The sequence below is a fragment of the Micromonospora sp. WMMB482 genome (genome assembly GCF_019038635.1).
GTDB classification, from domain to species: Bacteria; Actinomycetota; Actinomycetes; order Mycobacteriales; family Micromonosporaceae; genus Micromonospora; species Micromonospora marina.
The window spans coordinates 4,876,919-4,902,922 of record NZ_JAHOPD010000020.1; the positions used below are offsets into that span (position 1 = coordinate 4,876,919).

19 protein-coding genes and 1 pseudogene are annotated in these 26,004 nt (G+C 73.3%); 18 read left to right on the forward strand and 2 right to left on the reverse strand.

The features are described from left to right. Nucleotides 1–199 precede the first annotated feature (199 nt). From KSK32_RS24135 to KSK32_RS24200, 14 genes are all read left to right on the forward strand, one after another. Nucleotides 200–1,972, forward strand: coding sequence for a DPP IV N-terminal domain-containing protein (locus tag KSK32_RS24135; protein ID WP_216933249.1), 1,773 nt, complete (start codon nt 200–202; stop codon nt 1,970–1,972). Between the two features lie 79 nt (nt 1,973–2,051). Then, entirely contained in the window at nt 2,052–2,915 is an 864-nt protein-coding gene (locus tag KSK32_RS24140) for a class I SAM-dependent methyltransferase (RefSeq protein ID WP_216933250.1), read from the forward strand. A 28-nt stretch (nt 2,916–2,943) separates the two neighbouring features. Next, entirely contained in the window at nt 2,944–3,189 is a 246-nt protein-coding gene (locus KSK32_RS24145; protein WP_216933251.1) for a hypothetical protein, read from the forward strand. Further along, entirely contained in the window at nt 3,186–4,163 is a 978-nt protein-coding gene (locus KSK32_RS24150) for a DUF1702 family protein (RefSeq protein ID WP_289256381.1), read from the forward strand. Before KSK32_RS24145 ends, KSK32_RS24150 begins: the two co-directional genes overlap by 4 nt. A gap of 69 nt (nt 4,164–4,232) precedes the next feature. Beyond that, nucleotides 4,233–6,098: a VCBS repeat-containing protein gene (locus KSK32_RS24155; RefSeq protein ID WP_216933252.1), complete on the forward strand. Its 1,866-nt coding sequence runs from the start codon at nt 4,233–4,235 to the stop codon at nt 6,096–6,098. Beyond that, nucleotides 6,095–7,306: an L-seryl-tRNA selenium transferase gene (locus tag KSK32_RS24160; RefSeq protein WP_216933253.1), complete on the forward strand. Its 1,212-nt coding sequence runs from the start codon at nt 6,095–6,097 to the stop codon at nt 7,304–7,306. Before KSK32_RS24155 ends, KSK32_RS24160 begins: the two co-directional genes overlap by 4 nt. Nucleotides 7,307–7,391: 85 nt before the next feature. Beyond that, entirely contained in the window at nt 7,392–8,039 is a 648-nt protein-coding gene (locus tag KSK32_RS24165; protein ID WP_216933254.1) for a hypothetical protein, read from the forward strand. 95 nt (nt 8,040–8,134) lie between these two features. Continuing rightward, entirely contained in the window at nt 8,135–8,602 is a 468-nt protein-coding gene (locus tag KSK32_RS24170; RefSeq protein WP_216933255.1) for a hypothetical protein, read from the forward strand. Nucleotides 8,603–8,605: 3 nt separating this feature from the next. Further along, nucleotides 8,606–9,052 (forward strand): hypothetical protein, encoded by a 447-nt coding sequence (locus KSK32_RS24175; protein ID WP_216933256.1) that lies wholly within the window; start codon nt 8,606–8,608, stop codon nt 9,050–9,052. Between the two features lie 188 nt (nt 9,053–9,240). Beyond that, nucleotides 9,241–9,816 carry a nuclear transport factor 2 family protein gene (locus KSK32_RS24180; RefSeq protein ID WP_216933257.1) on the forward strand — a complete coding sequence of 192 codons (576 nt, stop codon included), beginning with the start codon at nt 9,241–9,243 and terminating at the stop codon, nt 9,814–9,816. A 51-nt stretch (nt 9,817–9,867) separates the two neighbouring features. Further along, complete coding sequence (locus tag KSK32_RS24185; RefSeq protein WP_216933258.1) at nt 9,868–11,391, forward strand: phosphatase PAP2 family protein; 1,524 nt, start codon at nt 9,868–9,870, stop codon at nt 11,389–11,391. A 96-nt stretch (nt 11,392–11,487) separates the two neighbouring features. Continuing rightward, nucleotides 11,488–12,390, forward strand: coding sequence for a hypothetical protein (locus tag KSK32_RS24190; RefSeq protein ID WP_216933259.1), 903 nt, complete (start codon nt 11,488–11,490; stop codon nt 12,388–12,390). After that, entirely contained in the window at nt 12,387–18,242 is a 5,856-nt protein-coding gene (locus tag KSK32_RS24195; protein WP_216933260.1) for a type I polyketide synthase, read from the forward strand. Before KSK32_RS24190 ends, KSK32_RS24195 begins: the two co-directional genes overlap by 4 nt. Then, complete coding sequence (locus tag KSK32_RS24200; RefSeq protein WP_216933261.1) at nt 18,239–18,655, forward strand: thioesterase family protein; 417 nt, start codon at nt 18,239–18,241, stop codon at nt 18,653–18,655. The genes KSK32_RS24195 and KSK32_RS24200 overlap by 4 nt, the downstream gene beginning before the upstream one ends. Nucleotides 18,656–18,739: 84 nt before the next feature. On the opposite strand, the gene KSK32_RS24205 is transcribed toward KSK32_RS24200, so the two are convergent. Together KSK32_RS24205 and KSK32_RS24210 are read right to left on the reverse strand one after the other, a co-directional pair. Further along, on the reverse strand, nt 18,740–19,633 hold the full coding sequence (locus KSK32_RS24205) for an AraC family transcriptional regulator (RefSeq protein ID WP_216933262.1): 894 nt from the start codon (nt 19,631–19,633) through the stop codon (nt 18,740–18,742). 358 nt (nt 19,634–19,991) lie between these two features. Next, entirely contained in the window at nt 19,992–21,200 is a 1,209-nt protein-coding gene (locus KSK32_RS24210; RefSeq protein WP_216933263.1) for a HEAT repeat domain-containing protein, read from the reverse strand. Nucleotides 21,201–21,665: 465 nt separating this feature from the next. Here KSK32_RS24210 and KSK32_RS24215 point away from each other — a divergent pair, with 465 nt between their 5' ends. The 4 genes and pseudogenes from KSK32_RS24215 to KSK32_RS24230 all read left to right on the forward strand — a co-directional run bounded on the left by KSK32_RS24215 (nt 21,666) and on the right by KSK32_RS24230 (nt 25,935). After that, complete coding sequence (locus KSK32_RS24215) at nt 21,666–22,946, forward strand: AarF/ABC1/UbiB kinase family protein (protein ID WP_289256121.1); 1,281 nt, start codon at nt 21,666–21,668, stop codon at nt 22,944–22,946. 44 nt (nt 22,947–22,990) lie between these two features. Further along, entirely contained in the window at nt 22,991–24,688 is a 1,698-nt protein-coding gene (locus tag KSK32_RS24220; protein ID WP_216933265.1) for a GMC oxidoreductase, read from the forward strand. 95 nt (nt 24,689–24,783) lie between these two features. Further along, a pseudogene (locus tag KSK32_RS24225) lies at nt 24,784–25,490 on the forward strand (TIGR02452 family protein). Beyond that, the gene (locus KSK32_RS24230; protein WP_216933266.1) at nt 25,483–25,935 is read left to right on the forward strand and encodes an OsmC family protein; all 453 of its coding nucleotides are present in this window, start codon (nt 25,483–25,485) and stop codon (nt 25,933–25,935) included. Before KSK32_RS24225 ends, KSK32_RS24230 begins: the two are co-directional and overlap by 8 nt. The last annotated feature ends 69 nt before the right edge of the window (nt 25,936–26,004 follow it).

Genomic DNA, 26,004 nt, shown 5'->3' on the forward strand with positions numbered 1-26,004 from the left:
GCATCTTGCTCAAGCGTCGTCCATCGATACGAGCAAGATCCGAGAAGTTCGTGCCCACGGCATCCCGGTACGAATTGATCGCTGCGCCGGCATGCCGCCGCGAGCCAGTGACGTGTGATTCAGGGAGGTTTGGCGTGCGATCGTGTTCAGCGGCCCGGCACCGATTCGATGGGTCGGTCCGTCGTGACCGGCCGGTGTCGTGAAGCGGGCGACCCGGGGCGCAGGAATCGCCGGCGCGGGAACGGACGGATTCCGCCTCCGGCTTCTCGCCGCCGATCCGAACGGTTCCGGGGACGGCGCGATATCGCCCGACGGAACCAGATTCGTCGCCTCCTCCAAGCGAAACGGGTCGGTCAATCTGTGGTTCTTCGACCTGCGCACCGGAAAATGGCAGCAGGGCACCTGGGGTTCCGGTGACGACATCGAGGCGCAGTGGTCGCCGGACAGCGAGCAACTGGCCTTCACCTCCTCCCGCGGTGGCCACAAGGCGATCTGGCTCTACCGGCTCAGCGACGGCCAGACCCGCCAGCTGACCTCGGCCGGGCACGAGGAGGAGTACCCCTCCTGGTCACCCGACGGCCGGACCGTCGCCTACGTCGGCGGGCCCTGGGGCAGGCGGCACTTCCTGGTGGTGCCCGCCGACGGCGGCGAGCCGCGCCGGGTGACCACCGAGCCCGGCCGCGCCGGCGCCTGCTCCTGGGCGCCGGACGGACGCTGGCTGGTCTGCCACTCGTACGACACCGGCGCGGGAGCGGTGTGGTTGCTGGACAGCCGGACCGGGGAGGCGATCCCGGTCACCGACGGCTCGTCGTGGGACTACAAGCCGACCATCTGCCCGACCCGCCCGGCGGTCGCCTTCTCGCGTAGCGACGAGGGACGGTCCGTCATCTGGGTGCAGCGGCTCGCCGACGGAGAGGGCGGGCCGCTCGTCGTCACCGGCGCTGACGACCGGTGGCCCACCTGGACCCGGGACGGGAACCACCTCTTCTTCCACCGGCTGGTCGACGAGGGCGCGGGCATCGCGGTGTGGAACCGGCGGACCAAGGCGGTACGGGAACTCGTGCCGGCCGAGGAGAAGCCGCGGTACGCGTCCTTCGCGCCCGACGGCCGCCGGATCGTGTACGGCACCGAGGTGGACGGTCGATCGACCCTGCGCATCCTGGACCTGGCGACCGGGGTGTCCCAGCCGGTGCCGGTCGGCGAGGCCGCCTTTCCCTCCTGGTCCCCGGACGGCCGGACGATCGCCTGCGCGCTGCGGCCCGATCCCACCGCACGATGGGAGATCGCGACGGTCGACGTGGCGGGCGGGGAGCCGCGCGTCTGGACGGCCGGCCGTGACGACCTGCGGGGACTGCACGCGCCCGTCTCCTTCGCGCCGGACGGGCGGCGCCTGGTGTTCCGCAGCGAGACCGAGCCGTTCGAGGCGAACCTGCTCATCCTCGACCTCGACAGCGGCCGGATCACCAACCTCACCGAGGACAGCTGGTGGGACGAGGCACCGGCCTTCACCCCGGACGGGCGCGGCGTCGTCTTCATGTCCACCCGGGGAGGGAACTGGACCTGGGGCTTCTACCGCATCGACCTGGACAGCGGGGAACTGCTGACGCTGGCCGGCCCGGACTACGTGGAGCGGAACAACCCGCGGTCCACGGCGGACGGCCGGATCCTGTCGACGATGGTCGCCTCGAAGGTAGAGGAACTGTTCGAGCAGTTACCCGACTGCACCGGCCGGGTGGTGACCGAGGCGGGGCCGGGTGTCCGCTACCCGGTGCCGTCCGCCGACGGCGAGCAGGTGCTCTTCACCCGTACCCGCACCACAGTCGAGTACTGGCTCGCGGAGAACGTCTGGGCCGCCGACTCACCGCTCGCGCCGCTCGGTCGGCCGCTGGTCGCCGGAACCACGACGGCCGGGGTGCTCGAGCAGTCGCCGCTCGGTCCGGTGCGCAGCCCCGTCGACACCCGCCGCAGATGACGGATGTGACGGCGTCCCATCCGGTCGGGTGGGCGATGACCGCGCGATCAGCAGACGCGTGTGACAGGAGGAGCAGGAGATGACCGGAGCACCGCCGGGGGCGTGGCGGGAGAACGCCGCCCCGGACGAGGACGACAAGAACCGCATCTACGACACGGTGACCGGCCCGCTCTGGCGGACGACCGTCTACGAGCCGGTCCACGGCGGGTGGGAGTTCACCAACATCGCCGGGGCACGCCTGCTCGACGACGTCGCGGCGACGTTCCGGGTCGGTCCGCTGACACACGTGCTCGAACTCTGCTCCGGCACCGGCGCGGTCGCCCGATACCTCAACCAGCGGACCGGGTGCGCCGTCACCGGCGTGGAGCGCAACGCCGCCCAGCTCACCTGTGCCCGCCGGGCCCGCGCCGAGGCGGGCCCGGGGATGGCCCGGGTGTCGTTCGTGGAGGGCGACGTGACCAGGTGGCAACCGGACCGGCTCTACGACCTGGCGCTGGTCGTCGACTCGCTGTCCCTGCTGTCGGATCCGGTGGCGGCGCTGCGCAACGCCCGCCGGGCGTTGTGCTCGGCCGGGTGGCTGGTCTTCGCGGACACCCTGGCGGGGCCGGAGATGACCGCGGCGACGCAACGCCGCGCCTGGGATCTCGACGGGCTGCGCCCGCTGCCCGGCGGTTCGCGGTCGGAGGACCTGTTCACCGCGGCGGGCCTGGTGGACGTGCACCTGGTCGACGTGACCGACACCGCCGTCACCTGCTTCCAGACCATCGCCGACGCGACCGCCGAGCGGGCCGGCGAACTCGCCGCCGTGGTGACGGCGGAGGAACTCACGGACTGGCGCACGGCCACCGACTTCTACCTCGACGCCTATCGGAGCGGGCAGCTCACGTACTGGCACGGGCTCGCCCGCCGACCCCGCCGGGCGACCGCCCGGCAGGCGGCCTGACCCGCCCTCGACAACGATCGGAGCAGACATGATCTTCAAGCGTGAGCCCGTCATCCTTCAGGTGGCACTCTTCGCCCTGTTCAACCTCCTGGCCGCGTTCGGGGTGATCGGGTGGTCCTGCGCCCAGATCGCCGCCGTGAACGCCGCCGTCGCCGCCGCCTTCGGGCTGGTCACCCGCCAGCTGGTGACGCCCCTGAGCGACCCGCGGGACGCGTACGGCCGACGGCTCGCCCCCGCCGGCGGGGCGCCGGACGACGATCGGTCCTACCGGTGACGAGCGGCAGGGGACAGGGGCGTCTGTTCGTGCCGCCCCTGTCGCCGGCGCTCGTCGAACTCGCCGGGCGGCGACACCGGCGCGGGGAGGTGACCAGCCGGCTGCTCCTGCAGACCCGCGCGCTCGCCTTCGTCGAGGGCTACCGGCTGCGGCGCGCCGGGCGCCGCGACATCCACGAGGAGCTGGCGCTGGTCGATCCCGTCAACCGCGGGTTCGCGTACGAGGGAGCGGCGCTGGCCGCGGCCCTGGCCGACCTGGCCACGCCGCGCCGGTCCCCGGGGCCGGGGAGCCGGGAGGGCGGGCCCACCCGGCTGGGGCACCTGCTCGACGGCCCCGGCGCGGGCTTCGTCCACCTCGTTCACGTCGGGGCCGGCTGGGCGGCCGCCGTGCTGCCCTGGCGGACCGTCCACCGCCGGCTGCCGCTCGACCCGTTGCTGCGCTGGCTCGCCCTGGACGGCGCCGGGTTCGCCCGCGGCTTCTTCGGCGGGCCGGGGGTGATCCGCCGGCTGGCCGACCGGCCGGACCGTGACGATTCCGTCCAGACGGTGCTGCGGCAGGGGCTGGGCCGCAGCCTGTGGTTCGTCGAGTGTGGTGACGTCCCGGCGATCGGCCGACGGATTGAAGGGTTCCCACCGGGCCTGCGGCCCGAGCTGTGGGCCGGCGTCGGCCTTGCCGTCTGCTACGCGGGCGGCTGCTCGGATCGGCAGCTCGAACACCTCCAGACGCTGGACGGCAGGGACCGCGCCGCGCTGGCCCAGGGCGCCGCCTTCGCGGCCGAGGCCCGGCGCATCGCCGGCCATGTGCCCGCGCACACGGCGGCGGCCGTGGCCGCGCTCACCGGAGTACCGGCCGACACGGCCGCCAACTGGGCACGGGACTCCCGAGATCCCGCCCTCGCCCTCGGCCCCGAGATCGACTCCTACCGGTGGTGGCAGCGGGAGATTCGCCGCCGGGCAACCGCGGCGGCCGGCTGAGCCTCGGCTCCACCGGTCCCGATCCGCACCCGCCGGCGGCGCCCGCCGCCACGAGCAGGGAGAGACCCCATGTCCTTGTCACCGCGTCGCATGCTGCCCGGAGCACTGGTGATCGTGCTGGTAGCCGTCCTCGGCGTGCTCACCGTGAGGCCGTCGCCGAGCCCTCGCGAGGCCGCCGTGCTGGCCGCCCGCTTCGCCTTCGACGTACGCCCGCTGAACACGGCCCCGGCCGGGGCCAGGAACGTTCGTGACGTCGCGCCCGAGCTGTCGGGCATCCGGTCCTGGATCTCCGCGGTGGGCGCCGCGGTCGCGCTGCTCGACGCCGACGGCAACCGGCGCCAGGACGACGTGTGCCTCGTCGATCCGCGCGACGACTCGGTGCGGGTCTTCCCGGCGCCCGGCACCGGGAAGCGTTATCCACCGGCGTCGCTCGTCGCGCCGCCGGGCCCGACCGGCCGCGTCGCGCCGATGGGCTGCGTCCCGGCGGACCTCGACGCGGACGGCGACAGCGACCTCGTCGTCTACTACTGGGGCCGCTCCCCGGTGCAGTTCCTGCGGGTCGCCGACGGATGGCGCCCGGTGGAACTGGTCGGGCCGCCGCAGGTGTGGAACACCACCGCGCTCGCGGTGGGCGACCTGGACGGGGACGGCGCGGCCGACATCCTGGTCGGCAACTACTTCCCCGACGGTGCCCGGGTGCTCGATCCGGAGGCCGCCGGGGACGGGCGGATGCGGATGCAGGCGGGCATGGCGGACGCCGGTAACGGCGGCACGAACCGGGCCTTCCTCTCCCGCCCCGGTGCCCCCGACACGGCACCGGCCTGGCTCGACGCGTCCACCGGAGTACCCGACCGGGCCGCCCGTTCCTGGACACTCGCCATCGGGATGCAGGATCTGACCGGGGATCTGCGACCCGAGGTCTACCTCGCCAACGACTTCGGCCCGGACCACCTCCTGGTGAACCACTCCCGGCCGGGGCGGCTGGACCTGCGTCCGGTCCGGGGCGAGCGGACCGTGCTGGCGCCGAAGTCGAAGGTGCTGGGCCGGGACTCGTTCAAGGGCATGGGCGTGGCCTACACCTACCCGGACGGCGCCGACCTGCCGACCATCGTGGTCAGCAACATCACGACGCCCTGGGGGCTGCAGGAGAGCAACTTCGCCTTCACCCCGACCGGTGAGGGCTCCGACCTGCTCGACGGCCGGCTGCCCTACCGGGACCGCAGTGAACCTCTGGGCCTGTCCCGCAGCGGCTGGGGCTGGGACGTCAAGGCCGTCGACTTCGACGGCGACGGCACCGACGAGTTGTTCCAGGCGACCGGCTTCATGGCCGGGGACCGGTGGCGCTGGCCCGAACTCCAGGAACTCGCGATGGCCAACGACCAGGTGCTCCAGCACCCGTGGGCCTGGCCGCACTTCCGTCCGGGAGACGACCTGTCGGGCCACCAGGCGAACGTGCTCTGGACGCGCGGGCCCGACGGACGGTACGTCGACGTGGCCGCCCTCAGCGGGCTCGGTCACCTCGACGTCAGCCGCGGCATCGCCGTCGGCGACGTGGACGCCGACGGCCGCCCGGACGCGCTGGTGGCGAACCAGTGGCAGGACAGCCGGCTGCTGATGAACCGTTCCCGGTCGGTCGGCCGGGCCACACTGGTCCTGCTGCGCGCCGGCGCGGCCGGACGGCAGCCCACCCCCGCGCTCGGCGCCTCGGTGGTCGTCCGGCCCGGCGAGGGCCGGCCGGCCCTTCGCGCGCAGCTCTACCCCAGCAACGGCCACGCCGGCGCCTCCAGCACGGAACTCTTCTTCGCCGTCGACCGGGAGGCCCCGTACACGCTGTCCTGGCGTACGGCCGGCGGGGTGCGGACCGCTGAGGTGCGGCTGACGCCGGGCCGGCACGAGCTGGTGATGCACGACGACGGCCGGGTGACGACACGATGAGGGCCCGGACGAGCCGGCCCGCCGCCACACCCGCCCTCCTCGACCCGCCGTCGCCGGCCGCCGCCGTCCGCCCGCCCGGCGAACGGAACCAGGATCCGCTGCCGGCGGGGGATCCGCCCCGGCACGTCATCAACGCCACCAGCGTCCTGGTGCACCCCGGCCTCGGCCGGGCCGTCCTCTCCGGTTCGGCCCGGCACGCGGTGGCGGTGGCCTCCGGTTGCACCGACCTGGAGTACGACCTGCACAACGGACAGCGTGGGCGACGCGGCCGGGAGACGGTCGCCGCCCTGCTCGCCGCGGTGCCGACGGCCGCCGCGGCCTACGTGGTCAACAGCAACCCGGCCGCGCTGGTGCTCGCCGCGACGGTGCTCGCGCCCGGCCGGGAACTGGTGATCAGCCGGCGGGAGCTGTACGAGATCCGCGATGGCTTCCGCCTGCCCGAACTGCTCACCTCGACGGGCGCCCGGCTCTGCCCGGTCGGTACGGCGGACGGGGCGGTGCTCGAGGACTACCGGCAGGCGGTGTGGTCCGGCACCGGATGTGTGCTCACCCTGGTGCCGGGCCGGTCCGCCACGGACGCCCCGCCGGACCGGCCGGACGTGGCGGCCCTGGCCGGCCTGCACGTCCCGGTGATCGCGGACATCAGCTCCGGCCTCCTGCGCCCCGAGCCCGCGCTGCCCGGTGAGCCGGACGCGGAGACCGCCCTGCGACAGGGCGCCACGCTGGTCACCGCCGGCGGCGACAAGTTGCTGGGCGGTCCGCAGACCGGGCTGCTGCTCGGCGACCGGGCGGTGATCGAACAGGTGCGGCGACATCCGCTCGCCCGGGCTATGCAGGCGGACAAGCTGGCCCTGGCCGCGCTTCGCGCGACGGTCGTCCACGGCGGCACACCGACGCTCGCCGCCGTCCGGGCCGCTCCCGACGACCTGCGGGCCCGGGGGGAGTCGCTCGTCGGCGCGTTGCGGGCCGGGGGAGTCGCCGCCGAACTGGTCGAGTCACACGTCACGGTGCTCAGCGGCGCCAGCACCCGGCTGCACAGTTTCGCGGTGGCGATCGACCAGCGGCTCGCCGGCCGGCTACGTGTGGGAGACCCGGCCGTGGTGGGTGAGCTCCGGGACGGACACCTGTTGCTCGACCTGCGCTCGGTGCCCGCCGGCAACGACACCGACCTGGTCGTGGCGGTGCTCGCGGCCGCGTCCCGCCCTTGATCAGGTAGGGCAATCCGCGAGAAGTCGCCCCGGCACGCCGACGCATAGAAAGGAGGAACCCAGTTCCCGCTGACGGAGGAAGCCCATGACCGGTCCGGCACGTCTCGGCCGTTGCGCCCGGCACCTGCTCGCGGGCGTACGGACGAGTGAGCGGGACGCACATGACCTGCTCGCCGCCGCCGACCGGTTCAAGGCCCGCCTGGTGCGTCTGCTGTACGCCCAGCCGGCGGCCCGGACCAGACTGGCCGGCGTCCGGCACCACCTGCTCGACGTGGAGGTGGCGCCGACGCCGGCCCGTTCGTGGTTCCGGACATCCCGGCGGTACGCCGGCACGGCCCGGATCCGGCTCTACGACTACGACTCGGACCTGCTGCTGGAGTTCTTCCTCGACCTGCCGTCCGGCCGCCTCACGGCGGTCACCGGACGGGCCCGGGCCCGTCCGCCACTGACCCGGTCCGAGCAGGCCGAGGCGCTCGGCCTGCTCCGCGCGGCCGGCCGGCTCGGCCCGCTCGCGGAGGAGAGCCGATGGGTCGTGGTGCCGAGGATCTCCCGGGCGGCGACCGACCCGGGCCACCCGCGCCGGGGCCACCGCCTCTACACGTTCTTCTTCTGGTCGGCGACCGACCGGCCGGTACGGCTCGGCCAGGCGTCGGTCGACCTGAGCGCACGCGAGGTGGTCGGGGTCCGGGAGGCCGAGGCCGTCGGGAGGTGGGAGATCCGGCCGTACGCGTGACCACGCAGCCAGAGAGAGGATCCACCATGTACGCAGCCCTGCCGTGCCCGTCCGGGCGGTCGAGTTCCGATGACCACGGACCGTGGTAGGCCCCGATGTCCACCTCACACGTCCGCGACCGCCGCCGCTTCGCACCGGAGCGCGAACCACGGGCCGCCCGGGGTGACCACCTCCGCCGGCTGCCCGGTGGCCTGGTGCTGGCCGTCGCCGTCGCCGTGCACGCCGCCATGCTCTGGGCCGAACCCGGGCTGGTGATCGCGGAACTCGGGGCGATGCCGCCGCTACTTCGCGAGGTGCTCCGGGTGCTCGCCCCGGGCCTGGCCACCCTTCTGCTCGCCGCGCAGGTCATGAACCTGCTCGGCCGCCTACGCCGGCACCAGCGGCGGGTCGTGGCCGGGGCGGCCGCCTGGTGGGTGTTCGCCGCGGTCGAGTCGATGCTCGCCGACTGGCGGTCCTCCATCTGGATCACCGAGCTGGCCCTCGCCTGGCTGGCGATGAACTGCCTGCGGATCGTCGCCCGCGCGGAGGCCAGGAGCCTGTCGAGCGTGGCGCGAGGGAGGTGACCGGTGGACTGGCAGTCCGTGGGAACACCGATCGCCGCCGTCTGCACCGCGATCCTGACCTACATGGGCACCCGGCACATCGCGCGGGTCGAGCGCAGCCGCGAGGAGGCACGCCTCGCCGAGGCGGCACGGGACGAGGCCCTGGTCGTCGAGCAGGCCCTGTCCACGGCACACGAACAGGCACAGGCCGCGATCATCATGGAGCGCAACGAGCTGCTGGAGCGCTGGCAGCGCACCCTCGACGAGGCACGTGACGACCGGCAGCGCCTGCTCCAGGAACACCGGTCCGAGCTCGCCCGGGTCCGCCAGGAGACGCGCGACGAGGTGGCCGGCGTCCGGGAGAGCGCCCAACTGGTCATCGCCGACCTGCGCGGGCAGATCGTGCAGTTGCGGGCCGAGGTGCAGGCCGTCCGGGACCGGCAGCGTCCCGGCTCCTCCGACGAGGACTGACTCGGCCTCCCCGTCCGGACGCCGGAACCGGCGCACCGCAAGGCGGAAGAAGTACCCCACCACCCGCGCGATCTACAACAGACATACCGATCGCCGCACGAGAACGGTCGCACCGGACCGATTGTTTCCCACTGTTCGCGGGCGGGCGGATTCCGTCCCGGGAACATCCAGAGAGGAATGGCGCAGAAATGACAGAGGTACAGAACTTCGGCCGCCAGCTCGGCGATTTCCTCGGCGGCGTCTTCGCCGACGCCGCAGGCGGGGGAGCCGGTGTCTTCCGGCCCGACCCGCAGGCCGAGATCGAGGTCCGGCAGCTCCTCAACGACCTCCAGACCGCCTTCGCGGAGAAGAACGCGGACGCCATCGTCGACAGCCTGGCCGAGGAATTCACCACCTACGAACTCACCTCGGCCGAGGGACACGCGGTGACAATCACCGAGAAGGCCGCGATGCGTGAGTACCTCGACACGCTGTTCCCGGCCGACGGCGAGACGCAGAACAAGACCGTGTCGGTGAGCCAGGTGCTGGCCAGTTCCACCATCGGGCTGACCCGCGAGGACGGCGACGTCGTCATCGCCCGTACCGACGGCACCTTCGAGCACCAGCCGCTGCGCGCCTCGGCCGTGGCCATCCGCACGGCCGAGGGCTGGAAGTGGCTGCACTGGCACATGTCGGCAGCAGCCCCGCGCTTCCGGGTCAACGCCAACGGCGTGCGGATCCCGATCGACGGCGCCCCGGCGACCGGCACCCCGGTCGCGGACTGACGTGTCCGCCGGCGGCTGCCCGTCCGGAGCCGCAGCAGAAAGGTGTGTGCAGTGAGTACCTCGTCAGGAAGTTCCCGACGACAGCCGCCGGTGACCGAGGGCCGGATCGCCGGGCCGGATCCGACCGAGCACGTCAACAACGGAGAGGAGAACATCTACCCGGGATACGTCGCCTGCTACAGCAAGGGACTGCCACACGACGACACCGGCGAGGTGGACCCGGAGGCGTACCGGCGGCTGCTGCGGGCGGTCAACAGCACCGACCCGGCGGACTTCGAGTCGATCCCGCTGGACCCGGCCGCTGGCCGCAAGCTGACCAATCCCCAGGGCGGGCTGGCGGCGAACGCCGACGGCATCGACGCGACCTCCTTCACCGCGCCGCCGGCGCCCCGGCTCGACAGCCCGGAGAACTCCGGCGACATGGCCGAGCTCTACTGGATGGCGCTGACCCGGGACGTGCCGTTCGACCAGTTCGACACCGATCCGCTGGTCGCGTCGGCCGCCGCCGACCTGTCCCGGATGTCGGACTTCCGCGGCCCGAAGGAAGGCGGGGTGGTGACCACTCGCACGCTCTTCCGCGGTGACACCCCGCAGGACCTGATCGGGCCGTACGTCTCGCAGTTCCTCCTGCGCGACGTGCAGTTCGGCACCCATCACTACCCGCAGCGGCAGGACACCGTGCAGCCGGGGCGGGACTACGTCACCACGTTTCCCACCTGGCTCGCGGTGCAGCGGGGGTTGTCCCGGGGCCTGGCCCCCGGCGACCGGAACCGGACCGACACCCGGTACCTGCGCACACCCCGCGACCTGGGCCACTACGTCCACTTCGACGCGGACGCCAGCCCGTTCCAGCCCTTCCTGAACGCCGGGCTGATCCTGCTGCGGGAGCGGGCGCCGCTGGACGCCAACCTGCCGTACCACTGGTCCTCGAACCAGGACGGCTTCGCGACCTTCGGCATGCCCCACCTGTTCGACCTCGTCACGTCGGTCGCCTCCCGCGCGCTACGGACCACCTGGTGGCAGAAGTGGTACGTGCACCGCAGGCTGCGGCCGGAGGCGGTCGGCGGGCGGGTCCACGCCCACCTGACCGGTCTGCACCGGTACGACTTCCTCGACCGGGAACTGCTGGAGTCCGAGGCCGTGCAGCGGGTCTTCGACCGCTACCAGAGCCACCTGCTCCCGCAGGCGTACCCGGAGGGATCCCCGACCCACCCCTCGTACACCGCGGGCCACGCCACCGTGGCGGCCGCCGCCGTGACCGTGCTGAAGGCGTGGTTCGACGAGACGGCCCCACTGGCCGACCCGGTCCAGGCGGACGCGACCGGCACCGCGCTGGTGCCGTACGAGGGCGCGGACGCCGGGCAGCTCACCGTCGGCGGCGAGTTGAACAAGCTCGCCGCGAACATCGCCGTCGGCCGCAACATCGCCGGCGTCCACTACCGCAGCGACTACTCGGCGTCCAGCCTGCTGGGTGAGGCGCTGGCCATCGAGATCCTGCGGCGCCAGAAGTCCTGGTTCAACGAGGACCACTCGTTGACCCTGACCCGGTTCGACGGCACGTCCGTCACCATCTGAGCCCCGTCGCGCCGGCCGGTTGCTGTTCCCCTCAGCGCGCCGGCCGGCGCGACGGCCCGCCAACCCGACCACCCACCGACGGAAACGGTGACCGCTGTGACGTCCGCTGCCGCGAGAGACCTCCGCCTGACGGCCCTGCGCCGCTTCGCCCTGTCCATCACGATCCTCACGGTGCTCGGTCACCTCTTCCTCGGGTTCGAGCAGGCCCCGGTGACGCCGGTGCTGACCCTCCTGCTGGGCTACGTCCTCGACCTGACACTGGAGACGCTCGCCGCCCGGGCCGAGGGTCGCGCGCCCGCCTTCACCGGTGGCTTCCGGCGGCTGGTGGACCATCTCCTGCCCACCCACATCGGGGCGCTGGCCTGCGCGATGCTTTTGTACGGCAACTCCTCACCCTGGCCGTACCTGTTCGCCGTCGCGGCCGCGGTGGGCTCCCGCCACGTCCTGCGGATCCGGGTCGACGGCCGCCCCCGGCACGTGCTCAACCCGTCCAACGCGGGCATCGCGCTGACCCTCGTGCTCTTCCCGTGGGTCAGCATCGCTCCGCCCTACCAGTTCACCGCCGGGGTCTCCGGCGCGCTGGACTGGCTGCTGCCGCTCGGCGTCCTGATGGCCGGCACGCTGCTCAACGGCAAGCTCACCGGGAAGATGCCGCTCATCCTCGGCTGGCTGACCGGGTTCGTCGGGCAGGCGCTGCTGCGCGCCCTCCTGTTCGACCACGACTTCGTCGCCGCGCTGCTGCCGATGACCGGCCTGGCCTTCATCCTCTTCACCAACTACATGATCACCGACCCGGGAACCACCCCCCGTGCCCGCGCCAACCAGTGGGCGTTCGGGCTGTGCACCGCGGCGGTCTACGGCGTGCTGGTGCTCGCGCACGTGTCGTACGGGCTGTTCCTCGCCCTGGTCATCACGTGCGCCCTGCGCGCGGGTCTGCTCCTGGCCCGCCGACGCGGGCCGGCCCGGGCCCGGCGGATCCGGCTGCGGGAGGCGGCATGAGGCCGGGCGAACGGCAGATCGCGGTGGTCGGCCTGGCCTGCCGCTACCCGGACGCCGACGACCCGGCACAGCTGTGGCGGTCGGTGCTCGCCCGCCGCCGTGCGTTCCGGGCTGTCCCGGCCACGCGCCTGGACCCCGAGCACCGGCTCGGCGCGCCGCACGCACCGGACTCCACGTACGTCCGCCGGGCCGGGCTGCTGCGCGACTGGCGCTTCGACCGCGAGGCCTTCCACGTGTCCGGGTCGAGCTGGCGGGCGGCCGACCACACGCACTGGCTGGCACTGGAGACGGCGGCGGCCGCCCTGTCCGACGCCGGCTTCCCCGCGGGCGCCGGCCTGGACACCGACCGGGTCGGCGTGATCCTCGGCAACTCGCTCACCGGCGAGTTCACCCGGGCGGGCCTGGTACGGCTGCACTGGCCGTTCGTGCGCCGCTCGGTCGAGGCGGCGCTGCGGCACAGCGGAGTGGACCCCGCCGTCGCCGCGCAGGTGCTCGACCAGGCCCGGCGCGGCATCGCGTCGGCGTTTCCCGAGCCGGGCGACGAGTCGCTGGCCGGGGCCCTGAGCAACACCATCGCTGGCCGGATCTGCAATCACTTCGACTTCCACGGCACCGGCTACACGGTGGACGGCGCCTGCGCGTCGAGTCTGCTGGCCGTCGTCACCGCCGCCAACGCGTTGCTCTCCGGCGAGCTGAACTTCGCCCTCGCCGGTGGCGTCGACCTGTCGCTGGATCCGCTCGAGATGATCGGCTTCGCCCGCCTCGGCGCGCTCGCCGACGGCGAGATGCGGGTGTACGACGAGCGGCCCACCGGATTCCTGCCCGGGGAGGGGTGCGGGATCGTCGCCCTGATGCGCGCCGACGAGGCGGAGCGGCGCGGGCTGCGCGTGTACGCGCGGCTGACCGGATGGGCGACGTCCTCCGACGGCTCCGGCGGCCTGACCCGGCCCGACGCCGGGGGACAGGCGCTGGCGCTGCGGCGCGCGTACCGGATGGCCGCAGTGGCGCCGGAGCAGATCGGCCTGATCGAGGGGCACGGCACCGGCACCGCCGTCGGCGACCGGGTAGAGCTGGAGACGCTGGCCGGGATCCGGCGGCATGTCTCCGGGGCGGCGGCGCTCGGTTCGGTGAAGGCGAACATCGGGCACACGAAGGCGGCCGCCGGAGCGGCCGCACTGATCAAGACGGTCCTGGCCGCATACCACCGGGTTCTTCCGCCGACCACCGGCTGCGAGACACCGCACCCGCTGCTGCGCGCGCCGGACGCCACCCTGCGGGTGCTCGACGAGCCGGAACCGTGGCCGGGCGGGCGACTGGCCGCCGGGGTGTCCGCGATGGGTTTCGGCGGGATCAACAGTCACGTGGTGGTGGAGAACGCCGATCCCGCCTCCGTGGGCCGCCGTCGTCTTCCGCCCTCGGTGCGGTCCTGGTCCCGCCATCCGATCCGGCCGGAGATTCTGCTGATCGAGGCGGCCACGACGGCGGAGCTGGCAGAGCGGCTCGATCGGCTGGAGAACTGGGGCGCGACGCTCAGCGACGCCGAGGTCGGCGACGTGGCGGCGACGCTCGCCGCCGCTGCCGGCGGCACGGCCGGAATCCGCTGCGCCCTGGTCGCCGGGGACGCCGACGAGCTGTCGGCGGCGGCCCGCGCCGCGACCGGACTGCTCGCCACCTGGGACGGACGCGTCGTGGTGGACGAGGCGGCGGGGGTGGCGTTGAGCGGCGGACCGCCCGCCCGGGTGGGCCTGCTCCTGCCCGGACAGGGAGCACCGGTCCGGTACGACGCCGGACCCTTGCCCCGGCTGCTCGGCGACCTGCCCGAAGGGCCACCGGCCACCGGCGCCACCGGCACCGAGGCGGCACAGCCGGCGGTCGTGTGGCAGTCGCTGCTCGGGCTCGCCTGGCTGGACCGGCTCGGCTGCGCCCCGGTCGGCGCCGTCGGGCACAGTCTCGGCGAGCTGACCGCCCTCGCCTGGGCCGGTGCGCTGGACCCGGGCCGGCTCGTCGCGCTGGCCGCCGCCCGTGGACGGGTGATGGAGCACAGTGGTGTGCCGGGCACCGGGATGGTGAGCCTGTCCGTCGACGAGACGCGGGCGGGCCGGCTGGCGGACGAGCACGGGCTCGTGGTCGCGGCGCTCAACGCCCCCGACCGCACGGTGCTCGCCGGGGCCGACCAGAATCTCACCCGGTTGGCGGCGACGCTGCGCGACAGCGGGATCGAGGCGACCCGGTTGCCGGTGTCGCACGCCTTCCACAGCCCTGCGATGGAACCCGCGCTGCCGGCGTGGGCCGCCGAGCTGGACACGGTCGAGTTCGTCCCGCCGTCGCGGTCCGTGACGTCCACCGTGACGGGTGCGGACGTGCGGACGGTCGACGACCTGGCGGCACTGCTCACCCGTCAGCTCACCGCTCCGGTGCGCTTCTCCACCGCCGCCCGCGACCTCGGCCAGCGGTGCGACCTGTTCGTCGAGGCGGGCCCGGGGACCATGCTGTCGCGGCTGGTCACCCGGTTCCTGCCGGTACCGGCGGTCAGTCTGGACTGCGGCGGTCCGCCGCGCTCGCTCGCCCTCGCCACCGCCGCGGTCGTGGTCGCCGGCGCGGGCGATCTCGCCGCCTGGTACGACGGGCGGCCCTACCGTCCGCTCCGGCCCGGAGCGGCCATGACGTTCCTCAGCAGCCCGTGCGGAGCCGGCATCTCTCGCGCCGGGCTGCCGGAGCCGCGCTCCGCGTCCGCCGACGTGGAGCGCGACTCCCTCCCGGGCCGGGTCGAGCAGCCGTCGAGCGTCGCAGCAGCGGTGGTGAGGACCGCCTCCGCTCGACCGGCGCCGACCTCGCCCGAGGCGGACCCGGCCGGGTCGGTAGACCCGGCCGGGTCCGCTCCCCGCCCGGACGATCCGCTCGACCGGTTGCGCGCCCACCTCGCCGCCGAGCTGGAACTGCCGGTGGCGGGCATCACCCCGGCCAGCCGGCTGCTCGGCGACCTGCACCTGAACTCGCTGCAGGTGGCCCGCACCGTCTCGGCGGTCGCCGCGGCCCTGGGCCGGCAACCTCCGGCCGCGCCCCTGTCACTGGCCGACGCGACAGTCGCCGAGGCGGCCGAGGTGCTCGCGCAGCTGCCCGCCGCCGGCGACGACGACGAGGCGCCGGCGCAGGGTCTCGCGCCCTGGGTGCGGCTGTTCCGGCACGACTGGGTTCCGGTTCGGGGACCGCTGCCCGGACCGCCGGCCGCCGGCTGCGTGCGGTGGGGGGTCGAGGCCCCGGACGGACATCCCTTGCACACAGCCCTGCCCGTCGTACCCGACGGGGCGGCGACGTCGCACGGTCTCGCCGTCGTGCTCGGCCCGGACGACGGCCCGGAGCAGGTGGCCGCGCTGCTGGCCCGCATCGCCGGGCAGCGGCCGGCCCGGCTGGCGATCGTGCACGCCGGCCACCCGGCCGCCGCAGCCGTGGGCCGGTCGGCGGCGGCGGAGATCACCGGCTGCGCCGTGACCGTGCTCGACGTGTCCGCGGACGCGGACGCCGGCCTGCTGGCCGAGCTGGCGGTACCGGCCGGGTACGCGGAGCTTCGGGCCGGACCCGGCGGTGTCCAGCGGCTGGTGACCTCTGTGCACCGCCCCGCCGAGGAGATCCGGGAGGTACCGCTGGGGCCCCGCGACGTGTGCGTCGTCACCGGCGGGGCCACCGGCATCACCGCCTTCGCCGCGGCGGCCGTCGCCGAGCGGACCGGATGTCGCCTGGTGGTTCTCGGCCGGCGTCCCGCCGAGGACCCCGAGACGGGGGAGGCGCTGCGCCGGCTACGTGCCGTCCTCGGCGACGACCGGCTGCGATACGAGCGGGTCGACCTGACCGATCCCGACGCCGTCCGGGCGGTGCTCGGCGCGGAGCGGGTGGGGCCGGTGCGGGCGGTGGTGCACGGAGCGGGGATCAACCGGCCCGCCCAGCTGGCCGACGTCACGGCCGGGAATCTCCGCGAGCACCTGGGCGGGAAGGTGGCCGGGCTCCGGTCGGTGCTCGACGCGGTCGGGCCGGACCTGCGGCTGGTGCTCGCATTCGGTTCCATCATCGGCCGGCAGGGCCTCGCCGGGCAGGCCGCCTACTGCATCGGTAACGAGTGGCTGCGGCACGACGTGGAACGGTGGGCCGCCGGTCACCCGGAGACCCGGGTGCACCTCGTCGAGTGGTCGGTCTGGTCCGGGATCGGCATGGGGGTGCGGCTCGACGTGCTCGACTCGCTACGCCGGCGCGGGGTGGCCGGGATCGCGCCGGACGACGGCGTCGCGGCGCTGTGGCGGATCCTCACCGACCCGACCGCTCCGGTGACAGTGCTCTGCACCGCCTCCTTCCCCGAGTCCAGCACGCTGAGCCCGGCGCCCGCCCCCGACGCCCCCGAGCCGGGCCGGCTGCGCTTCGCCGAGTCGGTGGTCAGCCGGGTCGGACAAGTGGCCACGGTGACCGAGGCGGTGCTGTCCGTCGGGGCGGACCCGTACCTGCGGGAGCACCGGGTCGGCGACGCCCCGCTGCTGCCCGCCGTGCTCGGGCTGGAGGCGATGGCGCAGGTGGCGGCGTTGACCACCGGAAGCCGGGCCGGGTGGGCCGTCCGCGACGCCAGCTTCGCCGCGCCGATCGACGTCCCCGAGCGCCGCACGAGGCGGATCCGGGTGGCGGCGCTGGCCGCGCAGACCGGCGGGGACGTGGCGGTGGCGATCCGCGCGGACACCGACGGCTTCGCCACGGACCGGTTCGCCGGGACGGTCGCCGACCCGCCGGCACCTCCGGCCGCCGATCCCGCGGAGGACGATGCCGGACCCCCGCCGGAGTCACCCGTGGACACCGGGGAGGAGACCACCACCACGCATCCGTGGTACGGACCGGTGCTCTTCCACGAGGGACGGATGCGCCGCCTGAGGCGTGCCGGCCCGGTGTCGGCCTTCGCCGTGCGCGCCACCGTCGACGCCGACGACCGGGATCGCTGGTTCGCCTCCGTCCTCGGGCAGGATCTGCTGCTGGGCAGCCCGGCAGGGCACGACGCGGCGATCCATGCGCTGCTCGCCTGCGCGCCGCACCGCAGGGTGCTGCCGGTGGGTGCGGCGGAGGTGGTCGTCTGGCGGCCGCTGCGAGGGCTGCTCACCGTCGAGGCCCGGGAGGTGCGGCACAGTGCCGACGAGTACGTCTTCGACGTGGACGTCGCGCAGGCCGGCGTACCGGTGGCCCGTTGGCGGGGTCTGCGGCTGCGGGCGGTCGGCGACAACCGGGAGTTCGCGGTGGCCAGGTCCGATGGCCGGCTCGGCGCGGAGCTGGTGGGCCCGTGGCTGACCCGCCGGCTGATCGAGGTCGGCGCGGTCGACGCGGTCGAACTCGTGGTGGGGCCCGGCCGGCGCGAGGCGGACGGTGCCCGTGGACTGCTGGCCCGGCATCTCGCCATGCCCGAGGCGAACGTGGACCACCGGCCGTCCGGCGCGCTCCACGTCCCCGGCCGGTACGCCTCGGCGAGCTACGCCGACGGGCAGGTGCTCGTTGCGCTGGCCGATCGTCCGGTCGGTGTGGACTGGGAGCCGGTGACCGGCCGACCGCCCACCGGGTTGCTGGACGACGGCGCGCGGGCGAGCGCCGAGGAACTCGGCCGGCGGACCGGGGACGCCCCGGAGGTGGCCGCCACCCGGCTGTGGGCCGCCCGGGAGGCGCTGGTGAAGATCGGCGCCGACCCGGACCAGGTGCTGACGCACGGGGAGGCGGAGCCGGACGGCCTGCTCGTCTCGACCGGCCGGGATCTCACCGTGGTGACCGTGCTGGCCTGGACCGGTGGGGCGAGGCGGGTGGCGGTGGCGGTGGCGACCCGGTCGGTGGCGTCATGACCGGCTGGTACGTCTACCGGCACGTGGTCACGATGGACGAGACGAACATGGTGGGCAACGTCTACTTCGCCCACTTCCTGCACTGGCAGGGGCACTGCCGGGAGCGTTTCCTCGCCGACCACGCCCCGGCCGTCCTGGACCAGCTCCGACGAGGTGAGCTGACGCTGGTGACCGTGTCGTGCGCGATGGACTACTACGAGGAGTGCTTCGGCCTGGAGGAGATCGAGGTGCGGATGAGTGCCGACGGCCGGGAGGGCCACCGGCTGAGCATGCACTTCGAGTTCCTCCGCGCAGGGCGGGAGGTGGCCCGGGGGCGGCAGACGGTGGCCTGTCTGCGTCCCACCGCGGCCGGGCCGGTCCCCGTCGATCCGCCGGTCGACCTGCGGGCGGCCCTGGCGGCCTTCACCGCCTGACACCGTCACGGCGCCCGACCCGGCGAACGGGTCGGGCGCCGCGGTGTCGGCACCCGGCCGTCGGGTGACGGTCCGTCCCGCGCGTCAGCTGCCGGTCGCCAGCAGCTGCGGCCGCCGGCGCCGGGCCAGGGCCAGCACCGACGAGGTGAGCTGCAGTGGAGGATCGATGGGGCGGGGTCGCCGCAGCGCGACCTGGAAGGTGCGGAAGGTGCGCCCGCCGCGGACCACGATGGGTGCGCCGCCCGCGCCGACGAACTCCACCTGCCGGCCGTTGTCCCCGAGCACGTCGGACAGGGTCGAGCTCTTGTCGAACCCGAGCGCCACGGCGTGGTAGGCCCCGTCGGCCAGCGGCCGGATGCGACTCAGACGGTTGGTCTCCAGCACGCCGTAGGTCAGCGGGACGTCGTCGGGCTCTTCCGACCGGTACAGCGCCAGCACCGCGCATCCGCCGCCGCTCGGCCCCCCGGTGACGGCGCCGACCGGGCCCGGGGCGGAGTGGCGATCGGCGGCGGGGTCGGTCAGCTCGCTCAGTCGTACCTGGCCGAAGACGGACATCGCGGATCGGAACCGACGCGGCGACATCCCGGTCAGCCGGGTGAACTGGCTGATGAAGGTGCCGAGACTGGAGTAGCCGACGGCCATGCAGACCTCGGTCACCGACAGGTCCGAGTTGACGAGGAGGTTCCGGGCCTGAGCCATCCGTAGCGCGGTCAGGAACCGCGCCGGCGTGGTGGAGGTGACGTGCCGGAAGACCCGGTGAAAGTGGAACGGGCTGAGTAATGCGGCTTGGGCGATGTCGGACAGTCGCTGAGGTTCCGACAGATATTCAGTCATGTATTCGACGGCTCGGGTGACGGAATCCAGCCGGGCGGCGTCGGTAGGATTGCCGAGGCAGACGCTCAGAGTGCTGCACGTCATGAATTGGGCGCAATCCATACAGTTCCCCCCCTGTCGCCATGCTTGATCGGCGGTGGTCATCGTATGGCCTCCCCTAGGATTTTCTTGAGCATCGGACGGTGCTCCGAAGGGGGCCCGGACAGACGTCTCCCCCTGCCGCCGACCGGTCCTCATTCGGGTACAAAAGCCCGAGATTCGTACGTCTTGAGGCATGCGAGCGGGCATTCCGCCAGCTGCGCCGCTGAGCGTTCAGTCAACAGCTCGTCACGCTGTGCGTATAGTCGCAATCTTGCTAATGTCCTCACCAATGGCGTGATGTCGACGGCGGGAAGACCTGACTACGGCAAAGGCGCTGATCGTCGTCATCGATCGCCAAAGAATCCGCAGATACGGCTCCGGGGCGGACGGCATTCGCCGTCCGCCCCGGAGACCAATCAGCTCAGTTCATCCAGTTGGTACGCGGGCAGAACTGCACGCCCGGGATGTCGGCCACGCCGTCCTGGTCGGAGTCGACGTCCCCGTCGAGCGTGGAGTAGATGTCGAGGGAGTTGACGTTGATCTTGCCGTCGCCGTCCCAGTCGACCAGCTTGCCCTTGAACGTGCCCACGATGAACGCGTTCGCGAGCGGGCCGGTGGGGGTGTCCAGAGTGCCGAGGATGCTGTTGCCAGGGAACAGCACCTCCTCCAGCGAGCTGCCGGCCATGGTGTCGAAGTTGACGTACCCCCAGGTGTGCACGCGGCCCCGCACGTAGCGGATGGCCGACTCGCCCTTGATCTGGATCTGCGGGTCGAGGGTCCACTCACCGCTGCGCTTGGCCGCGACCATCTCGTTGCGGTGGCCCAGGCTGTCGTCGTCCGCGCGGCCGGACAGGAAGACCGGGCGCAGACCGCGGGACTCGAAGTAGAAGCTGCCCCGACCGGCGTTGGCGTGGTTCGTCAGACCCCGGAACACGAAGTTCTCGGTGTGCGGCGAGCCGTCGTCGTGCAGGCCGGAGAGCGTCTTGCTGATGATGAGCTTCTGGTTGCGGGTGTCCACGTTCGGGCACGCGTGGGCCTGCCCGTAGCTTCGGGCGAGCCCCTGCGGGGACAGGGAGATCTTGCCCCAGTTGCGGCCCGTCTCGTCCAGGGCGACATAGACGTCGCAGTGGATGTTGAGCAGGATCGTCTCGTCGAAGGTCCGGTCGCTGTCCCAGGTGAACGACCGGTTGTCGAAGGCCGGGACGCCGGTGCGCAGCTCGGAGCTGAACAGCCGGGCCCACTCGCCGACGTCCGCGTCGTCGTCGTCGATGTGCCGCTCGATGACCTGCAGGGCCCGCGGGCCGCCGATCTTCTCCAGCGCCCACAGCGCGTTCCACCGCACCTCGCGGTTCTCGTCGCTGGCGATGCTTTCGGCGATCAGGTCGATCGTCCCGGTCAGCCGGCGGTCCATCGCCTGGTACAGCGACTGCTCGCGAACCATCGGATCCGGGTGGTGCAGCGCCTCGTACGCCACCTGGTCGTCGGTGCGGATGTCGAGCCGGACGGCGTCGCGGTCCAGGATGTCGCCGAACTCGCTGTTCAGCAGCGCCGGGTCACCCTTGAGGTAATGCTCCCACTGCGGCGCACGGTCCCGGCCCCCGGTGGACAGGCCGATGGATTGGAGCGTCATTTTCGTGATCACCCTTTCATCTCTGGTGATTGCGGTGCCTGTGTTATGCGGGCGGCGAATCCCGATGCGGAGCAGTCATCGGGGGTTTCGCCTCGGATGGCGAATACGGGCACCGGCTGCAGACCGAGTGCGAACCATTCGCGACCTCATTGCCGGTTCAGGATTCGGGCCGCAGGCGAAGAGCCATGAAGCCGTCCGGTGGCGACCGGCTCCGTTGGCCGCTGCTCCACATGCCATGGTCCCGCCTGCGGTGGTGCCCCTCCAGGGTTGGCGTTGCGGCAGCGCGACGTCAACCGTCCGGCGCAGCGCAGCAAGAACGCGTAACTGCGAATGCAGGAGAGCTGCGAATTCTTGCTCTCCTGCATTCCAGAAACAGAACCGAGGGCCGTTGCGAACTATTGTTCCCCCGTTGCCGAGGTCGGGGAGAAAGCGGTGCGGGAATCAATGTTCGTACGATGGTCACTCGTGGTCCGGGCGGGAACGGTCGCCGTCCTGCTGGCCGGCTGGACCGGGCGACTCGGTGCCCGCCTGCTGGTCGACGCGTTGCGCCGGACCGGTCCGGGAGGTGCCGGCCGGGTCGCCGTGCGGGAGCGGGTGGCGGGCACGCTCACCGACGCCGTCGAACGGCTCGGCCCGGCCTACGTCAAGCTGGCACAGGTGCTCAGCACCCGGGCCGATGTGCTGCCTCCTCGGCTCTGCCGGAGCCTGTCCCGGCTGCACGACCGGGTGTCACCGCCGTCCGACATCGCCGCTGTCGTCCGGACCGTGCCGCCGAGGCTGACCGGCTCCGTCATCGGGGAGGCATCCGGGCTGACCCTCATGGCGGCGGGCAGCATCGCCTGCGTCTTCCGGGCCCGGCTCCGCGACGGCCGCGAGGTGGCCGTCAAGGTGCGGCGGCCGGGGATCGACCGGACCATGCGGCTCGACCTGGCCCTGGTCGGCGCCGTCGCCCGCACGGCGGGCCGGCTGCCGGCGCTGCGCCGGGTTCCGCTCGCGGAGATCGTCGACCAGGTCTCGGCGGCCGTGTACGAGCAGCTCGACTTCGTCCGGGAGGCCCGGTCGCTGACCCGGTTGCGGGAGAACCTGCACACCCTGCCCGGGGTCCGGGTTCCGGCCGTCGTGCCCGAGATGTCAGGCCGCACGGTGCTGGTGACGGAGTGGATGGACGGGCTGGAACGCGGCGCCCGGCCGACCGGCGCTCGCCGGGCGGCGGTGCTCAACGGGCTGCGGGCCGCCTACCAGATGCTGTTCCGGGACGGCTTCGTCCACTGCGACCTGCATCCGGGAAACCTCTACCTGATGTCGGACGGTACGGCGGTGATCGTCGACGCGGGCTTCGTCCGTTGTCTGACCGGCTTCGCGCGCCGGACGTTCGCCGAGTTCTTCTACCACCTCGGCCGCAACGACGGGCGGCGCTGCGCCGAGGTTCTGCTGTCGACCGCCCGGGCGCCCGGCGACGGGTACGACCGGGACGGCTTCCGGGAGGACGTGGTGGCCCTGGTCGCCCGCAACAGCTCGGTCGCGGCCGCGGACTTCGACCTGGTGTCCTTCGCGGCCTCGCTCTTCGCCATCCAGCGCTCCCGCGGCCTTTACGCCGACCCGCAGTTCGTCTTCCCGATCCTCGCCCTGCTGGTGCTCGAAGGCTCGGTGCGCGAGCTGGCGCCGGACATCGACTTCCAGGCGGAGGCGGTGCCGTACGTCCTCCGCGGGCTTCAGGAGACGGCTTCCGTGACCACGCACTCCTGATCACCACGCGCCCCTGATCCACCCGCCCGGGAGGAGACCGGAACATGGAAACCCACGAGCACGTCGACGCGGTGGTGGTCGGCTCCGGATTCGGCGGCTCGGTCGCCGCGTACCGGCTGGCGGAGGCGGGCCGCCGCACCGTCGTGCTGGAACGCGGGCGGCCGTACCCGCCGGGCAGCTTCCCGCGTACGCCTCAGGAGATGGGCCGGGCGTTCTGGGAGCCGAGCGGCGGACTGTACGGCCTGTTCGACGTGTGGACCTTCCGCGGGCTGGAGTCGGTGGTGGCCAGCGGGCTCGGCGGCGGCTCCCTGATCTACGCGAACGTCCTGCTGCGCAAGGACGAGCACTGGTTCGTCACTGAGGAGCCGGTGCCGGGCGCCGGCCATGAGACCTGGCCGGTGACCCGGGCCGACCTGGACCCGCACTACGACCGGGTCGAGCGGATGCTGGGCGCCAGCCGGTTCCCGGCCCACCATCCGCCGTACCGCTCGGTGCCCAAGGCGGCGGCGATGAGGACGGCAGCCGAACGACTGGGACTGGCGTATCAGCACCCGCCGCTCGCGGTCAGTTTCGCTCCGAGGCCGGGCGCCGAGCCGGCCCCGGCCGCGCTGATCGCCGAGCCGGCGTACGGCAACCTGCACGCCGCGCCGCGCCGCACCTGCCGGTTGTGCGGAGAGTGCGACATCGGCTGCAACGACGGCGCCAAGAACACCCTCGATCACACCTACCTGTCGGCAGCCCGGTGGCACGGCGCGGAACTGCGGACCCGCGCCGAGGTCCGGACGATCCGCCCCCGGCCCGGCGGCGGGTACGAGGTCCGGTATCTCGCACACGACCCGGCCGACGAGGAGCGACGCAGCGACGGCCGGGCCCGGCCGGGCCGGACGATCACCTGTGACCGCCTGGTGCTCGCCGCCGGCACGTACGGCACCACGTACCTCCTGCTGCGGAACCGGCACCGCCTGCCCGCCGTCGGCCCGGCACTGGGCACCCGGTTCAGCGGCAACGGTGACCTGCTCGGCCTGATCCGGCCGCCACGCCGGGGCGACGCCACCCGCTTCTCGGCCAGCCGTGGCCCCGTCATCACCACGGCGATCCGGGTGGGGGACGCGCACGACGGTGACGGCTCGGCGGGCCGCGGCTTCTACCTTCAGGACGGCGGCTATCCCGGGTTCGTGGACTGGCTGGCGGAGTCGTCCCGGCTGTCCGGCGCCTCGGCCCGCCGGCTACGGTTCGCGGTCGGCCGACTGTCGGCCCGGCTCACCGGCTCGCCCCGCAGCGGTCTGGGCGGGGGACTGGCCCGGCTGCTCGGCGACGGGCGGCTCTCCGCCGGCTCGCTGCCGCTGCTCGGAATGGGGCGGGACGTGCCGGACGGAGTGTTCCGGCTACGCGGCGACCATCTCGACGTGGACTGGACGATCCGGACCAGCGCCGGGTACTTCGCGGCGGTCCGGTCCACGATGCGGGCGGTGGCCGACGCCCTCGGTGGCCGCTACACCGACAACCCGGCGTGGTGGTTGCGCCGCGTGGTCACCGTCCATCCGCTCGGGGGCGCGCCGATGGGCCGCCACCGGGGGGACGGGGTGTGCGACGGGCACGGTCAGGTGTTCGGTCATCCCGGGCTCTACGTGCTCGACGGCTCGGCGATGCCCGGGCCGGTGGGACCCAACCCGGCGCTCACGATCGCGGCGGTGGCCGACCGGGCGCTGGATCGCCTGCTGGGGGAGCCGGCCGGGCGGTAGCGGCCGGGGCCGGGCCGCCGGTCGCTGATCGGTTGCCCGCCGCGGTGCGGGCTGCCTAGATTACCGATCATGAACGACATCGACGGGTGTGCCGGATGAGCGGCCGTCTCCGCGAGATCGCCCGGCAGACGGTCGCGATCGCCGAGTCGGGACGCTATCGCAACGACGCCGGTGACGACGTCGAGATCGGGGCGGCGGTACGCGCCGCGGTCGCCGGCACCCGCCACCACCCGCCGGACGAGATGCTCCCGTCGGGCGACGCGAAGCCGGGTGCCGGCGACGTGGAGGTGACGCACGAGTCGACGTTGCAGGCCGCCAATCGGCTCGGGTCCGGCGCGGCCTGTCTGGTGTTCGCGTCGGCGAAGAACCCGGGTGGCGGCTTCCTGGGCGGGGCGAAGGCGCAGGTTACTCGCCGGGTGTGCCGGTGTTCCGCGACGACAAGGGCGACCTCCTCGACCGGCCGTACACCACGTCCTTCCTGACCGCGGCGGCGCCCAACCTGGGCGCGATCCTGGGCAACCAGCCGGGGCACGCCGCGGACGTGCCGGCGGTGCTGGCGCGGCGGGCCCGGCGGGTGCTGGAGGTGGCGGCCGCGCACGGGCACCGGGTCGTGGTGCTGGGCGCGTGGGGGTGCGGGGTGTTCCGGAACGACCCGGCCACTGTGGCGGGCGCGTTCGCCGACGCGCTCCGGGTGGTCGACCGGTTCGACCTCGTGGTGTTCGCCGTTCGCGACGGGCTGCCGGGCACACCGGTGTACCGCACGTTCGTGGAACGCTTTTCGGTAGGTTCGGCGCATGAGTGATGACACCTTCCGGTCGGTGGAGATCGAGCGCACCAGCGTGGGCAGATACGTGGCGCGCAACGCCCGTGGCGGCGAGCTGTCGATGGGCACGGGGGAGGACGCGACCTTCACGCCCGTGGAGCTGCTGCTGGCGGCGCTCGGCGGCTGCACCGCCGTGGACGTCGACCACGTGACCAGCCGGCGCGCCGAACCGACCCGGTTCGCCGTCACGGTGAGCGGCGACAAGATCCGCGACCCGGAGACCGGGAACCGGATGGAGAACCTCACCGTGACGTTCGCGGTCACGTTCCCGGACGGTTCGGACGGTGACCGGGCCCGCGAGATGCTGCCTCGCTCGCTCCGCCAGTCCCACGACCGGCTCTGCACGGTCTCCCGGACGGTGGAGCTGGGCACGCCCGTCTCCATCGTGGACGCGAACGACACGGGTTCGACCGGGCCGCGATAACCGACGGACCGCCGGCACGCGGTCCCCGACCGCCGCCTCACCTTGGCGGTCGTCGATGCCGGGCGGCCG

Excerpts from the sequence above, each read along its gene's own strand:
- KSK32_RS24140 (WP_216933250.1), top strand. The coding sequence starts at position 2,052 with ATGACCGGAGCACCGCCGGGGGCGTGGCGGGAGAACGCCGCCCCGGAC.
- KSK32_RS24145 (WP_216933251.1), top strand. The coding sequence starts at position 2,944 with ATGATCTTCAAGCGTGAGCCCGTCATCCTTCAGGTGGCACTCTTCGCC.
- KSK32_RS24155 (WP_216933252.1), top strand. The coding sequence starts at position 4,233 with ATGTCCTTGTCACCGCGTCGCATGCTGCCCGGAGCACTGGTGATCGTG.
- KSK32_RS24160 (WP_216933253.1), top strand. The coding sequence starts at position 6,095 with ATGAGGGCCCGGACGAGCCGGCCCGCCGCCACACCCGCCCTCCTCGAC.
- KSK32_RS24165 (WP_216933254.1), top strand. The coding sequence starts at position 7,392 with ATGACCGGTCCGGCACGTCTCGGCCGTTGCGCCCGGCACCTGCTCGCG.
- KSK32_RS24170 (WP_216933255.1), top strand. The coding sequence starts at position 8,135 with ATGTCCACCTCACACGTCCGCGACCGCCGCCGCTTCGCACCGGAGCGC.
- KSK32_RS24180 (WP_216933257.1), top strand. The coding sequence starts at position 9,241 with ATGACAGAGGTACAGAACTTCGGCCGCCAGCTCGGCGATTTCCTCGGC.
- KSK32_RS24195 (WP_216933260.1), top strand. The coding sequence starts at position 12,387 with ATGAGGCCGGGCGAACGGCAGATCGCGGTGGTCGGCCTGGCCTGCCGC.
- KSK32_RS24200 (WP_216933261.1), top strand. The coding sequence starts at position 18,239 with ATGACCGGCTGGTACGTCTACCGGCACGTGGTCACGATGGACGAGACG.
- KSK32_RS24205 (WP_216933262.1), bottom strand. The coding sequence starts at position 19,633 with ATGACCACCGCCGATCAAGCATGGCGACAGGGGGGGAACTGTATGGAT.
- KSK32_RS24210 (WP_216933263.1), bottom strand. The coding sequence starts at position 21,200 with ATGACGCTCCAATCCATCGGCCTGTCCACCGGGGGCCGGGACCGTGCG.
- KSK32_RS24220 (WP_216933265.1), top strand. The coding sequence starts at position 22,991 with ATGGAAACCCACGAGCACGTCGACGCGGTGGTGGTCGGCTCCGGATTC.
- KSK32_RS24230 (WP_216933266.1), top strand. The coding sequence starts at position 25,483 with ATGAGTGATGACACCTTCCGGTCGGTGGAGATCGAGCGCACCAGCGTG.